At 58.7% G+C, this 13,814-nt stretch carries 14 protein-coding genes; 5 read left to right on the forward strand and 9 right to left on the reverse strand.

Annotated features, from left to right (window positions below):
• Positions 1–322: 322 nt before the first annotated feature.
• Positions 323–610 (forward strand): hypothetical protein, encoded by a 288-nt coding sequence (locus HU730_RS01285; protein ID WP_186527293.1) that lies wholly within the window; start codon positions 323–325, stop codon positions 608–610.
• 496 nt (positions 611–1,106) lie between these two features.
• On the opposite strand, the gene HU730_RS01290 is transcribed toward HU730_RS01285, so the two are convergent.
• Positions 1,107–1,304, reverse strand: coding sequence for a hypothetical protein (locus tag HU730_RS01290; RefSeq protein WP_034127086.1), 198 nt, complete (start codon positions 1,302–1,304; stop codon positions 1,107–1,109).
• 319 nt (positions 1,305–1,623) lie between these two features.
• Entirely contained in the window at positions 1,624–2,592 is a 969-nt protein-coding gene (locus tag HU730_RS01295; RefSeq protein ID WP_186527292.1) for an AraC family transcriptional regulator, read from the reverse strand.
• A 101-nt stretch (positions 2,593–2,693) separates the two neighbouring features.
• Here HU730_RS01295 and HU730_RS01300 point away from each other — a divergent pair, with 101 nt between their 5' ends.
• Positions 2,694–3,944: an MFS transporter gene (locus tag HU730_RS01300; protein WP_034127088.1), complete on the forward strand. Its 1,251-nt coding sequence runs from the start codon at positions 2,694–2,696 to the stop codon at positions 3,942–3,944.
• Positions 3,945–4,155: 211 nt separating this feature from the next.
• Here HU730_RS01300 and HU730_RS01305 read toward each other — a convergent pair whose 3' ends face one another.
• The 3 genes from HU730_RS01305 to HU730_RS01315 all read right to left on the reverse strand — a co-directional run bounded on the left by HU730_RS01305 (position 4,156) and on the right by HU730_RS01315 (position 6,478).
• Positions 4,156–4,545 carry a tautomerase family protein gene (locus HU730_RS01305; RefSeq protein ID WP_034127089.1) on the reverse strand — a complete coding sequence of 130 codons (390 nt, stop codon included), beginning with the start codon at positions 4,543–4,545 and terminating at the stop codon, positions 4,156–4,158.
• A gap of 364 nt (positions 4,546–4,909) precedes the next feature.
• The gene (locus HU730_RS01310) at positions 4,910–6,184 is read right to left on the reverse strand and encodes a glycoside hydrolase family 68 protein (protein WP_034127090.1); all 1,275 of its coding nucleotides are present in this window, start codon (positions 6,182–6,184) and stop codon (positions 4,910–4,912) included.
• Between the two features lie 48 nt (positions 6,185–6,232).
• On the reverse strand, positions 6,233–6,478 hold the full coding sequence (locus tag HU730_RS01315) for a hypothetical protein (RefSeq protein ID WP_217862427.1): 246 nt from the start codon (positions 6,476–6,478) through the stop codon (positions 6,233–6,235).
• On the opposite strand from HU730_RS01315, the gene HU730_RS01320 reads away from it, so the two are divergent.
• A complete protein-coding gene (locus tag HU730_RS01320) occupies positions 6,473–6,694 on the forward strand; it encodes a PLD nuclease N-terminal domain-containing protein (protein ID WP_003190416.1) in 222 nt (73 codons plus the stop codon). The two genes, HU730_RS01315 and HU730_RS01320, sit on opposite strands and share 6 nt — an antisense overlap.
• Before the next feature lie 14 nt (positions 6,695–6,708).
• The gene (locus HU730_RS01325; protein WP_105226467.1) at positions 6,709–7,224 is read left to right on the forward strand and encodes a hypothetical protein; all 516 of its coding nucleotides are present in this window, start codon (positions 6,709–6,711) and stop codon (positions 7,222–7,224) included.
• A gap of 15 nt (positions 7,225–7,239) precedes the next feature.
• Here the strand turns inward: HU730_RS01325 and HU730_RS01330 are convergent, their stop codons facing one another.
• Positions 7,240–11,385: a CheR family methyltransferase gene (locus HU730_RS01330; protein WP_186527291.1), complete on the reverse strand. Its 4,146-nt coding sequence runs from the start codon at positions 11,383–11,385 to the stop codon at positions 7,240–7,242.
• A gap of 308 nt (positions 11,386–11,693) precedes the next feature.
• Between HU730_RS01330 and HU730_RS01335 the strand changes: the two genes are divergently transcribed.
• Complete coding sequence (locus HU730_RS01335; RefSeq protein ID WP_014718015.1) at positions 11,694–12,551, forward strand: SDR family oxidoreductase; 858 nt, start codon at positions 11,694–11,696, stop codon at positions 12,549–12,551.
• Between the two features lie 310 nt (positions 12,552–12,861).
• Here HU730_RS01335 and HU730_RS01340 read toward each other — a convergent pair whose 3' ends face one another.
• The 3 genes from HU730_RS01340 to HU730_RS01350 form a co-directional block, all read right to left on the reverse strand.
• Positions 12,862–13,101: a hypothetical protein gene (locus HU730_RS01340; RefSeq protein WP_032892362.1), complete on the reverse strand. Its 240-nt coding sequence runs from the start codon at positions 13,099–13,101 to the stop codon at positions 12,862–12,864.
• Positions 13,098–13,355 (reverse strand): DUF6555 family protein, encoded by a 258-nt coding sequence (locus HU730_RS01345; RefSeq protein ID WP_003190423.1) that lies wholly within the window; start codon positions 13,353–13,355, stop codon positions 13,098–13,100. Before HU730_RS01345 ends, HU730_RS01340 begins: the two co-directional genes overlap by 4 nt.
• Positions 13,356–13,457: 102 nt before the next feature.
• Positions 13,458–13,739 (reverse strand): hypothetical protein, encoded by a 282-nt coding sequence (locus tag HU730_RS01350; RefSeq protein WP_020303208.1) that lies wholly within the window; start codon positions 13,737–13,739, stop codon positions 13,458–13,460.
• Between the last annotated feature and the right edge of the window lie 75 nt (positions 13,740–13,814).

Below are 13,814 nucleotides of genomic sequence, written 5' to 3' on the forward strand. Positions count from 1 at the left end.
TGTTTATTCATCTTCCCGGCGCGCATCGACCTTTGGTCACGCGTCACTTCTGGTACCGATAATCCTGAGTCACGGTGGTTTCCAGGCGGTGGACTTGCCCCATCATGCGACAGCAGCAGCTCGCCTTCATCAGCTCAACCCCGACAACCTTCCTATCCTGGCAACTGCTTGAAAAGGCCTCGCTGCGTGATGCGCCCCCCAATGCTCACCCGAAGAAGCTATGAGACATGAGAATTGGACCCCATGAACGCGGTGTTTATACTCAGTGAACCCGCAGTGTGAAAGGGGCAAAAAACACATGGAGCTACACAAGGAGCAAGGAATGGTCTACGGCCAACGGAAAGAAACGCAAACGGGGCGACGATCAACGACTCTTCGCGCTGCCAGCGCGGAATGTTCCGGCGTGCGTCTGCGGGTAGTGCTGTCGGAGTGCAAGATCGCGCCAATGGATTTCGCGCTATTTCTGAAGATCAGCCCCCAGCGGCTGACCAATTGGTTTTCTCGTGGTATCCCACACTCGCAGCTCGATAAGATAGCCAGGCTGCTGAGCGTTAATGCACAGTGGCTGAAAACAGGGGATGGCGAGAAATTCCCGGCGACAAGCGAGTAGCGGGGCCTGCGCGAGCACATGGCAGAGAGCCCTCGACAGGCGGGGGCTCAAAGTCTCGTGGTTGATTGGGTTACGGCGTGACGGTTCGCAATATCAGGTGGGTCGCCGTAGCGGCGATGCTCTGCGCGCACATCCCCCCCAATCGCCGCAGATGTGCTGGCGCACATAAGGCAGCGGGTCGAGCAGATCCTGTCGGATCAGGGCGTTCACGCAGCGGGAGATGGTCAGGCCACCGAAGGGAAATCGGGGCTGGAGGTTGACGGAGGCGGGCATGGGGATATGCAGATCCTCCACGGCAATGGGGCTTCGTACTCTGGCAAGGTAGAACGTCTCGGCGGCGAGGTCGCGGTCACAATCACGCACGTAATGGCGTTGCCTATGAGGGCAGCAGGCATGCTCTATGGGTAGAAAAATCCATCGCGAGGGTGTTAGTGACGGGCTGCCGGCTAGATGTCCAACCCGCAGGTACGTCATCGTTTGCTGACCCATGGCGGTGTCACTTTTTATGGGGGAGGGTGTTCACCTCGCTGGTTTCCCTGACCGCAAACATCAGGCAGCGCACCGCTTCACGATCCTGCTCCGACAAGCAACGGTAGTAGTGGATCAGGCGCTCTTCCTCTCGGTTGAGCTGTCGGGGCCGCAGGGCTGTACCGATGGCGGTACGTAATGAGGGAAAAAACGAAGTATTTAGCATGATCCGAGTTCTTCATGAGATGAATGGAGACGTGGGCTTCTTGCCCAGAACAACTGAATACATAACGTTTATTGTAGAAAAGGGCTCGTCATTTTTCGTGACTGTTGGGTATTTCAGATGGGGCCGTCGGAGGTATTTGGAGAAGGTGTAGGAGTGATCTTTCAATGGAGGGTGAAAACACGCGATGAGGGGCCGCTACCGCGGATCGGGTCCTATGCAGAGCCTGAGAGGTTCCAGTGCTGGCTTTCGATCAGGTAGTCACGAGCGGTTTTCATTAAATGATTCAGAGGCACAGATCGTCGACTACGTGCGCTCAGCGTCAAGTAACAATGGGCTGCCTCACCTTGCGACTTAACCCCGGTGTCTTGCCCGTAATGCGTTTGAATGCGCGGCTGAAAGCGGCCTGGGATGTATAGCCCAAGCGCTGTGCTACCTCTTCGATCGGCAGCCTTTCCAGGGTCAGCCACTGGCTTGCAAGCCGCATTCGTAGTTCGGTGACATAGCGCAGCGGCGTCATGCCAATCGTCACCTGGAAGCGATCCGCGAAGGCTGAGCGTGAGGTATTGCATTGCTCTGCCAACTGGGCAACGGTCCAGTCGCGGCCCGGTTGTTGATGGAGCGCTAGCAGCGCACCGGCCAAGCGTGGATCGCGCAAGGCGGCGACCAGGCCAGAGGCATTACCGCAAGCGCACTCCACCCAGCCGCGAACGACCATGGCGGCCACCACGTCGGCCAACCGCGCGAGGATACCGGCGAAGCCCACACGTGCGGCGCTGACCTCGCGTTCCATGGTGGTCAGGATAGGCACCAGTCCAGGGTAGCGCTGGCCGCCGGCATCAATCAACATCAGGCCCGGCATCAGTTTGCCAAGGCCATGGATACTGCCCAGTTCAAACTCCATGCAACCACTGAACAAAATAGTGCTCGGCGTTGGGCTGGCATCGGTTGCGGTGTGCACCGCGCTCACGGTGTCACCGAGGGGGACGCTGTCTAGACCGTCGATGTCCTGAACAGGTGCGTCCGTATGGGAAGACAGTTGATGGGCCGCGCCATGGGAGATGAACACGGCGTTGCCGGCAGACAGCGCGTAGGTGGTACCGTCCGCCATTCGCAGTACCGCATTGCCGACCGCCATGAAATGGAACCAGGCATGCCCAGTTTTTTCAGCGAAGCCCAAACCGAAAGTCGGACTCGTTTGTATACGCCGGTATTCGACGCCACGCAGGCGCATGCCGCGCAACAGCTCGTTGATGAGATCCGAGGAAAGAGCAAACTGTTCTGCAGACATTGTTCAGGTGTTTTAGTCAAAAAGTAGAGGTTTTTGATCATAGATCATCCAGTTTCCGGCGCCTAGACTGCGGCTTGAAATGAAGACTGGAGATCCCTGCAATGACTGACTGTATATGTAGTGCCGTATCCAACCGCCATCCCGGCGCCTTCTCGGAGGCAGAGCCTGCGGCCCCCGCGTGGATGGCGGTCTTCTCGCTGGCAATGGGGGTGTTCGGATTACTGACCGCTGAGTACCTTCCGGCCAGTTTGTTAACACTGATGGCGACTGATCTGGGAGTGTCCGAAGCACTGGCTGGCCAGGCGGTAACGGTGACAGCAGTGGTAGCGCTGTTCGCCGGTTTGTTGGTGCCAGGCCTGACCCGCGGTATCGACCGACGTTGGGTGTTGCTGGGGTTTTCAACGCTGATGGTTGCCTCCAATCTTCTGGTCGCCGTTTCCTCCAGCTTCGCGGTGCTGTTGTTGATGCGCATCTTGCTGGGGATTGCCCTAGGCGGGTTCTGGAGCATGGCTGCGGCGGTGGCGATGCGCTTGGTGCCGAGTGCTTTGTTGCCTCGGGCGCTGTCGATCATTTTCAGCGGGATTGCCATCGGGACGGTCGTTGCCGTGCCGCTGGGCAGTTATCTGGGCGGGCTATACGGCTGGCGCAGCGCGTTCTTTGCAGCGGCGGCGGTAGGCATGGTGACCCTGGCGTTTCAGTCATTGACTTTACCGCGCCTCGCGCCGCGCCGGCCGGCACGTCTGCGCACCGTTTTCGAAGTGTTGCAGCGCCCGGGCATCGCCATGGGGATGTTCGGTTGTGTGCTGGTGCATAGCGGTCACTTTGCGATGTTCACCTATGTTCGGCCATTCCTGGAAGGCACTACCGGCATCGGCCCGCAAGGGCTGTCGCTGATGTTGCTGGGGTTCGGTGTGGCGAACTTCTTCGGCACGCTGTTGGCTGGCAGGCTGCTGGAGCACCACCCGCTGGCCACTCTGGTGTTAATGCCTGCGCTGGTCGGGGTTGCAGCACTGGCGTTGGTGCTGTTGCCACCCTCGTTGCCGGTGCAGGCAGTACTGCTGGCAATATGGGGCTTGGCCTTCGGCGGTGTGCCGGTGGCGTGGTCGAACTGGGTCGCCAGCGCGGTACCTGATCAGGCGGAAAGCGCCGGGGGCATGGTGGTGGCATCTGTGCAGTCCGCCATCGCCACGGGCGCCGCCGCTGGCGGAGCAGTGTTCAGCCTCGGTGGCAGCGCGGGCGTATTCATAGCGGCAGCGATGCTGATGCTGCTGGCTGCGTTGCTGATTGCGCTGCGTGTCCGGGTCCCTTCTGTCCATGGCGTTCGCGAGTCCACACCCGCATTGCACCTTTGATTCGGTTTCCAAACCGCCTCGTTGCGCTTTGGGTGGATGTCACATTTGGCACCGATAATCCTGAGTCACGGTGGTTTCCAGGCGAAGCATAGGCGCCCCTGCGCGAGCGCATAGCAGAAAATATCCGCAAGGCGGTATCAAGGGCACCGCGGGATTGCCGTGTGGGATACTCCTTTGGGGCCCAACTCGGAGCCAGACTCCACTGAGTGCCTCAAAGCTCCCCGGTTAGAAATTGTGCCCGTCCATAACCAAAGCTCCAGTCCGCATCTGTATTGGTTACGATTGAAACCACCAGTTCGGAGGCGGCAATTCCACATTTCTCCCGCAGGCCTTTCGCTAGCAACTGATAGAACAAGACTTTGGATTCCTCAGTCCTAGGACGACTGATCACAGTGATCACCACTACATTGTCCGTTCGATCGATACCGAGCCCTGTATCTTTGACAATCAATCTACTTGGGCGATGTTCGTTGACGATTTGATACCGATCCCCTTCGGGTACTTGAAATGCCTCCACGACTGCGCAGTGGGCAGCGTCGAGCAAGGTTTTTACTTGGTCATCAGAACGCCCATCTATAAGGTCGATTTTGATCAATGGCATGTCTTGATTCTCACTAGTCAAAGGTGCGTGCATTGCAGGAAGGATTCACACGATAAAGCTTTTGACTGTTCATAAAAAGGCCATATATTTAAATTCATTGTTTTCTTTTTAGAACAATTCACTTTCAAAAACGTTGGAAATTGATCGACTTAAGCCTCATGAATCACCCGCTCATTCTCAGCGGCATCGACGTCTACGACTGGCTTTGAGGCGCTGGCCTTCAACGGGCACAGCGCGCACCCCACCTCACTGGCGACATCCTTGTAGCCGGTGAGGTGGGGTGAGTTGCATCAGACGGGATATCTCGATGCTATCCACTACGGGTTTGTCATCGAATTCAAACCCGTTGTCTTACAGCCTCCGTTTACTTGAGCGTAACGTCGAGCATCGGCGGGATGTAGCCGTAGTCATACTCCGCGACTACGAACGTTTGCTGTCCTTTGATCTTGATACCCACCGTCGGTGCCTCGGTGCCGCCGATACGGATCTGCGTGCCGGTGTCGTCGGTCGGTACGCTGTCGATGAAGGAGGTCACCAGGCCGTTGGGCATAACGCAGTGCGAGTAGGTCTGGAACGGTTGGGAGGACGGGTTGCCCAGTACCAGGCCAGAGCCGTTCAACGGCACATACGGGCCGAACAGCGAATCGGCGACGAAACCGTACACCCCGTCTGGGCCGGTTACACCGTCGGCGTAGGTGAAGGTGTGGCTGATGGTGAACAGGTAGTACTTGCCGTCCTGGAACACGAAGTGCGGGCGTTCGGTCTGGTCGTTGACGCCGACCGCGGTCAGCAGCGGTGGCAGCATTTCCCAGTCGTCGCCGTCTTCGTCGCGGGCCACGGCGATCCCGACGCAGGCGGTCTGGAAGCGCGAGTTGCCGACGTCTTCATAGCCGGGTGGCACGTCGCCGATTTCGGCTTTACCGACCTTGTGCGAACCGCGCTCGCCGGCCACGTTGCCTTCGAACAGCATGTACAGCTTGCCGTCTTTCGGGTCGCGGAATGGCCATGGATCGCGAAAGCCCCAGAAGGCGTTTTGCGCTTCGGTCTGGTACATCTTGCCGTCCGCCTCGAACAGTGGCTTGACCTTCTCGAAGCCCACCAGGCTGACGCCGTGCTCGGTGGTCACCACGCGGCCACGCACCTTGACGATGGTCGCGCCGGGCGTGACGGCGGTGTAGTACAGGTCCACTTCGCCTTGTTCGTTCAGCAGGATCGGTGTGCCAGCCCATTCGCGCACGGTGGGCGAAACCCCTTCAGCCATTACCCGGCCGCCGAGTTTCCAGTCTTTGCCGGTGCGGGAGAACCAGTAGTACATCTTTGCCCGGCCATGGCGATCGTTCCAGTCGCGGATGACGTCGTAGTTACCATTCTGATCGAGGTATTGCGGGTCGTTCGGATGGCGATCCGCAGTGAGGGTGAAGATCACCGACCAGCCGTCAACGGAGGTGATGTTGCCGTCGATATCACGCAGCGGCATGGTGTCCCAGATAAAAACCTCGTCACTCAATACCGGGAAGTTCGCACTGACCAGCGGCTGGGTGGTGGTGGGGTCGTCCGCATGGACTTTGAGCGCATCGGCGCGGGTCCACAGGCTGGGTTGATGGGGTGTTTTGCCAAATTTCGAAGGGGTGCTTTTCATAGTAAGCCTCGTCCATGAAGGGATTCAAAATACTGTATTCATATACAGTTATTTGAATTTAGAGGACTCGCTGTTATGGGTCAAGGTTAAAAATGCATTGGTGCATAATTCGTGCTTTTGCCAAGGCTGATACGTTTCAGCTTGTCTTGTTTCAAGAGGTTCGTTCCTGAACGAATCGGCGAAGTTGTCCGCATGATGGCGGCAAACCAAGCGCCAGGCAGAAAGCCCAAAAATAATGAACCCTGCCTGCGCCTGCGCACCCAAAGTTACATAACCTGGAGGTGCATCATGCAAACCACTTACTTCTGGATAGGCCTGGCAGTGATCCTCGTACTGCTCGACGCGTGGATCATCAACAGCATCTGGCGCAGCGATAACGCCTCGGCCAGCAAGGCAGGCTGGAGTGCTGTCGTCGTGGTACTGCCGTTCCTGGGCGCCGCGATATGGGCGATTGCCGGCCCAAGGGGTGTCACCAAGGGGCCGTCTTCTCCCGAGCACAGCAAGGGCTGAGTCCGGGCCGCGCTATGAACAACCCAGACCCCGACGACTTACAGAGCCGCAACTACCCGGTACCGGAAGATATGGCCTTGCAGCGCAAGGTCTGGCGCTTTGAAAGGGTGGGTTGGTACGCGCTGCTGGTGCTGATGGGGCTGAGCCTGGCGGGCCTGTTTTCCAGCGGGCCGCTGAGCACCCGCGAAGTGCGCAGTGCCGATGGGCAGTTGCGCGTGGAGTACCAACGCTTTTTACGCAATGGCGCCTCCGATGGGCTGGTGATTCATGTGCAAGGCAAGGCCCAAGAACCCCTGGAGGTCGAGTTGAGCGGTGAGCTGCTGCGCGGTTTCAATATCGAGATGCTCCAGCCGCAGCCGCTCAAGGCCAGGGCGGCCGGGGAGGGTGTAAGCGTCTGGATGCTGAGTGACAGCGCCGGCCAGGCCGTGTTGTACCTGACCTTGCGCAGCGACACGGTGGGCAGCGTGGATACCCAGGTGTCGCGACCAACAGGGGCGTCCGTGCGCTTCTCTCAGTTCATCTACCCTTGACCGTCAGCCCAAACCCTAACGGCGTGAGCGGCACAGTTTTTCGATCAAGGAGATCAACGAGTCATGGCCCACGGGTTTGCTGACATGCGCATTAAAGCCCGATTCAGTCGCCTTTTTCTGGTCATTGCCAGCGCCATAGCCCGTTAAGGCGATGGCGGGAGCCTGTCGAAGGTGGCTTACTTTGCGCAGCTTCTGCATCAGCTCATGGCCATTCATTTTAGGCATGCCGATGTCCGAAATAATCACGTCGTACTGGGCATCCCGGGCTGTTTCAAGTGCGCTTAACGGGTCGCTGAAGGCGCTCACTTGGGCGCCTTCCATTTCCAGCAGCATGTTCAGCACCTCAAGGACTTCGGCTGAATCATCGACCAGTAAAACCTTGAGGCCATTGAGGCGCTGATCTTCGTTCTGGGTAGCGCCGCTATCCAGCAGATGATCCTGCTGTTCGCACAGCGGCAACCAGATCGAAAAGGTGCAACCGAAGCCCAACCCTCGCGAATGCACGCTCACCGAACCGCCGTGGGCCTCCACCAGCTGCCGCACCAACGACAAGCCAATCCCCAGGCCTTCGCGCTGGTGAGTCTGGTGCTGGTTTTCCGCTTGCCCGAACAGGTCGAAGATTTCTTCCAGGCTTTCTTGGGCCAGGCCCGCGCCGCTGTCGATGACGTCCAGTTGCGCGCGCCCGTCCGAGCGGCTGACCACCAACTGCACCTGGCCGTCTTCGGGGGTGAATTTCAGGGCGTTGTTGACCAGGTTCCAGATCACTTGCTCGATGCGCGTGGGGTCTACGTCAACGATCAACGGGCCCGGCACCGAAGGTGTCTGAAGGCTGACCTGGCGACGATGACCGTCGGCAAGGACCACGCTGTGAATGTCCTTGAGGGTGCGAATCAGGTCGATCGGTTGCTTTTTCAGCTTCAGTTTGCCCGTGCGAACCCGGGCGACATCCAGCAGGTCGTCAATGATCCGCGCCTGGCTGGACACCGCTTCGCAGATGGTATTGACCGCCTTGATGGCCGGGCCCGCGACCTTGGTGGCTGGCAAGCGCCGCAACAGTTCGGCGTTCAGCTGGATCAGGTTCAACGGATGCTTGAGTTCGTGGGACATCACCGCGAAGAACTCATCCTTGAGATGGCTTTTGGTCTGGGTTTCCTTCAAGCGCTGATTCTGTTCGTCCTGGGTGCGTTTGTGGCCGGTAAGGTCGCGGGCAATCTTGACGTAGCCGCGCAAGCTGTCGCTCTTGAGCTGCGTCACCTCGCCACTGCAATAGAAACGGCTGCCATCCTTGCGCACATGCCAGCGTTCATCTTCGCCACGCCCATGTTCGCGGGCGGTGCGCAGTTCGCTCTCCGGCACGCCAGCGGAGCGGTCTTCCGGGGAGAAAATCAGGTCGTAGTAAGCGCCCAGCACCTCGTCCTTGGTGTAGCCGAAGATCAGTTCGGCACCGGTGTTCCAGTCGGTGATGGCGCCGTGGTCATCGAGGATGATGATGGCAAAGTCGTGGGTGCTCTCGGCAACCAGACGCATGCGCTCCTCGCCCAGGCGCAGTTCCTCTTCGGCCTGACGCCGCTTGGTGATATCAATGAAGGTCAGCACGGTGCCATCAATGTGGTCTTCACTGGAGCGGTAAGGCAGCAACCGCGCAATGTACCAGCGGTCGTCGTTGCTGCTGATTTCCCGCTCGATCAAGCTCAGGGACTCAAACACGGTGGCGGCGTCTTCGGTCATTTGCGGGTAATTGAGGCGGTGGGTGATGTCCAGCAATGAGCGTCCGGTGTCCACCGGCAACATACTGAAAATATCCGTGGCCCGTGGCGTGAACCAACGGATGCGCATGTTGCGGTCGACAAAGACCGTGGCGATGTCGGTGGACGCGATCAGGTTGGTCAGGTAGTCGTTGACCTTGTCCGTCTCTTCCACCTTGGTCTTGAGCTCGAAATTGACGGTCAGCAATTCTTCGTTGATCGACTGCAACTCTTCCTTGCTGGTTTCCAACTCCTCGGTGGCCGAGCGCAGTTCTTCGTTGACGGCCTGCATTTCTTCGTTGGAGGCCTTGAGTTCCTCGCTGGAGACTTCCGCCTGTTCGATGGTGTCCTGCAGGTGCAACTTGGTGCGTTGCAGCTCGCGCTCCAGGTTGCTCATGATCGCGTTTTCGGCCTGGCTGACGGTGTCGATGTCGGGCAGCTGTGGGTCGACGGCGGTTTCCTGGAAGATCACCAGCACGTAGTCGTTTTCGGTCGCTTCATCGCGGTAGGGGCGGGCGCTGATGTCCACCAGGAAGGGGCCTTGCTCGCGTTGGATGCGGATCTTGCGCGAAGACACCGGGCTATTCGATTGCTGGACCTGAAACAAGGTGGTGCGGATATCGAGGCGTAAATCGGGATGCACCAACGTCAGCAGGTTGTGCGTCACCTCGCCGGCCACGTAGCGCAGGAATCGACCTGCGCCTTCGCTCATGTGCAGGATATCGGCCTGCATATTCACGATAACGCTGGGCGGCGCGGCTTTTTCCAGAGCGCGCAGATGGATGTCCGCGAACGAGACCTTGCTGGGCGCCTTGGTTTCAATCGCCAGCGTCGTGGCGCTCGGGCGCAGGTAGCCGCCTCGCGGCATGGTCGGGGCGCGACGCACGGCGGACGAGCCGGCACGCACCCTGAAAATGCGGTTGCGCTTGTCCACCGGTACAAACAGGTCCAGGCAGCCGTCGGCCGACTCCGAGGAGCCGAGAAACAGGTAACCTCCGGGGCGCAACGCGAAGTGGAACATTTGCAGGATGTCGCGTTGCACTTCGCGGTCCAGGTAGATCAACAGGTTGCGGCACACGATCAGGTCGATCTGCGAAAACGGTGGGTCGGCCAACAGGCTGTGCTTGGCGAACAGTACCTTTTCGCGAATTTCCTTGCGCACCCGGTAGTGCTGGTTCTTCTCCTTGGCAAAGTACTGGCGCAACCGTTGAGGCGGTACGTCGGTGATGATCGCTTCGGGGTACACGCCGTTGCGGCCATGGGTAATGGCCCGCTCATCAATATCAGTGGCAAACACCTGCATCTTTGCACCGCTGGCGTCCAGCGCCAGTTGCTCGGCCACCAGCATCGCCAGGCTGTAGGCCTCTTCGCCGGTGGAGCATCCTGCCGACCAGATACGCACTTCCTCACGGTGCGGCACGCTGTCTTCCAGTGACTTCACCAGGTTGGGGATTACGTCTCGCTCAAGCGCTTCGAAGGCCTCGCGGTCGCGAAAGAAGTTGGTCACGCCAATCAGCATGTCGCCCAGCAAAGCCTTGGTTTCGTCCGGGTTGGCCTGGAGGAAGTTGTAATAGGTGGCGAGGTCGGGTTGGGCCGTGACCTGCAAGCGCCGCTCGATACGACGTAACACCGTGGCGCGCTTGTAATGCTTGAAGTCATGCCCGGTACTGGCGCGCAACTGGATTAGAATATCCAGCAACAGCTGCTCGGCCACGGCGGCATCGCGTTCGGTACTGGGTGGGGTGGTCTTGATCTCAGGGTCGTTGGCGGTGGGCAGCACAATCGACTGGGCATTGCGCCACAGTTCCAGCAGCTTCTGCGGCATTTCCACCACAGGCAGCACCAGGTCGACCATCTGGGTTTCGATGGCCGCCAGCGGCATGCCATCGTACTCGGCGTCTTCCGGTGCTTGTACCAGGGTGATGCCGCCTTGCTCTTTGATGCGCGACAGCCCTACCGCGCCATCTGAGCCGGTACCAGACAGGATCAGACAAAACGCGCGTTCTTTATGGGTGTCTGCCAGGTCGCGAAAAAACAGGTCGATGGCAATGTGCGGTCCACCTTCGCGCACGGAAGGTGAGACCGCGAGGTAGCCATCATTCATCTTCAAGAGCTGTGCTGGCGAGATGACGTACACGTGATTCTTTTCGATGGGCGTGGCGTCATTGACCTGCGACACCGGCATGCGGGTCGTTTCCTGAATGATCTTGCCCGCCACACTTTGATGGTCGGGCGAAAGATGCAGGATCACCACAAAGGCCATGCCGCAGTCTCTGGGCATGTGCTCGAAGAACGCTTTCACGGCTTGCAGCCCGCCCGCCGACGCGCCAATACCCACCACCGGGAAATTCAAGTTGCTGGGGGTCAGATCATTGCGTTGCGGAACGTTGGGGGACCGCGGGGGGGCAGACTTCATAAATACCAACCTTGGATAACGGCGCACAGGAAGACGGGTGTAGAGGGAAGAACTTGAGCAACGAGGGCGAGGGCTGAACCGACAGTGAAATATAGCTGAAAACCTGCCGCCAACAAAAAATGCGTTTAGGCCACCCGGTCATTCGACCGACCACTTACTGCCGGTTGAGGCACGCAACCTGCGGAAGGTTTAATCAAACTGACGAGTGGCCATCGCGGTTGCACGGTTATCCGATTTTCTGAAAATCCGTCTGAACTTCGCTTCCTGGCGAACCCTCGCAAAGAGAAACCCACCCAGGAGACGTTCTGATGAACAGCTATCCAAAACCACCCTTCAACGCCCAGCAACAGCCCGTACCCGGTGAGCAGCGCAAGATGGACCCGATGCCCGATTGCGGTGAGCAGTCATACCAAGGCTCGGGCCGGCTCGCCAATAAAATCGCCTTGGTCACCGGGGCCGACAGCGGCATCGGACGGGCCGTGGCCATTGCCTTCGCACGTGAAGGCGCGGACGTGGCGGTGTCGTATCTGGATGAACATGAAGACGCCAAGGAGACCGCACGCTGGGTCGAGGCGGCGGGTCGTCAATGCCTGTTACTGCCCGGCGACCTGGGCGATGCGGCGCAGTGCACGGCCATCGTCAACGACACCGTGGAGAAGTTCGGCCGCATCGATGTGCTGGTCAACAACGCAGCGTTCCAGATGACCTATCAATCGCTGGAAGACATCCCCGACGAGGACTGGGTGAAAACCTTCAACGTCAACATCACCGCGATGTTTCGCATCTGCAAGGCCGCGCTGCCTCATATGGCCGAGGGCAGTTCGATCATCAACACCAGCTCGGTCAACTCCGATATGCCCAACCCCAGCCTGTTGCCCTATGCGGCCACCAAGGGCGCGATTGCCAACTTCACCGCCGGCCTGGCGCAGATGCTCGGCGAGCGGGGGATTCGCGTCAACAGCGTGGCACCCGGGCCTATCTGGACGCCGTTGATTGTCTCGACGATGACGCCGGACATGGTGAAAAACTTTGGCGGCAACACCCCATTGGGACGCCCAGGCCAGCCAGTGGAAGTGGCGCCGATCTATGTGCTGCTGGCGTCGGATGAAGGCAGCTACATCTCCGGCGAACGCTACGGCGTGACGGGTGGCAAGCCGATACTTTGATCAGTGATTGAGGAGGGCAGTATGAGCGAAGCCTCGAAGCACCACGAACCGAATCCTTCTGAGCGCAAGGTGCGCCCGCCGGCGGCTAAGCGAAACGATAAATCGCAGGCGCCGGCAGGCGGGCAACAGGCACAGGAGCAAGGCGGTGTCGCCCCTGGAGGGCCTTCGACAGACCCTGAGTCAGGGGCGTGAACGCGAGGGGATATACACTCGGCCTGACATCCTGATTGGTTGTCAGGCCGCTATCGCAGGCAAGCCAGCTCCCACATTTGGATCGCGGGGGTGTCAGGTCGATGCATGCTGGCTGACGTTATTTTCGCTTGGACCGATGAATTCGCATCCACTCTCGATAGGCCACTGTACGCTGCGCATCCGCACGTTTCTTCGCCTCGGTAAAGCGAGCCCACGTCTGCGCATCGCCGCTGTAGGACTCAATGATCTCGTACGCCAACGCATCCAATCGATCCGCTTCGAAAAACATCTCGGCATTTCGCGCGACTTCGTCGTCCCGCCTGTTTGTAGTTGTGTAACCAAGAGTCTGACTGTTCATCCTCTGAGGCCCTCCGCCCATTGAATCTGTGCCGCGCCACTCCAGCGCACCTGGGTAATGCCGTATTTCTCCGCCATCGGTTTGGACACACGCTTGAACGTGTGTTGCCCAAATTTGGGGATGACCGCCACACCAGCGTCACAACTGGCCCAATGCCAAGCCTCGGCATTGTCCATGCGCGGCGCGCGCACGATGAAGGACTTGGGCTCGCCATGCAGCTGGTACTCGATAGTGAATAGGTCGTTGTGTTTCATGAGGCCTCCTTGATACTCATGAACTACAGATATTTGACGTCAAAAATAATTCAAATAAGTTGTCCGACAATTCGATAACTGGGCGCAAGGCATGGATGAAGCCTAATCATCTACCGTAAAGGTGACCCATCCAGGCCCATCGGCCGGGCGTTGCAGTTCGGCGATGACACCGCTGACGGAGGATCCGTCGGGCAAATTGACGGTGATAAAGTTGGGATTGCCAGGCCAATCCATTGGCGTGTCAAAGTCCAGGCGCGCGATGGTCGGTTTACCGCTACTGGTCATTTGAATGTTTTTTGATTCGTTAAGGCGTTCATCTGAGGGTGTTCCAAGATGGCGCGAGGCAGTGATGACACTGGCAATACCTTGGTAGTCGTAAGACATGCTGGGTTACCTCATGTAAAGGGAACAACGAAGATCAAATGTGGGAGCGGGCTTGCTCGCGAAGACGTCCGTCCA

Origin of the sequence: Pseudomonas sp. SWRI22 (assembly GCF_014268395.2) — a bacterium.
In the GTDB taxonomy this organism is placed as follows: domain Bacteria; phylum Pseudomonadota; class Gammaproteobacteria; order Pseudomonadales; family Pseudomonadaceae; genus Aquipseudomonas; species Aquipseudomonas paracarnis.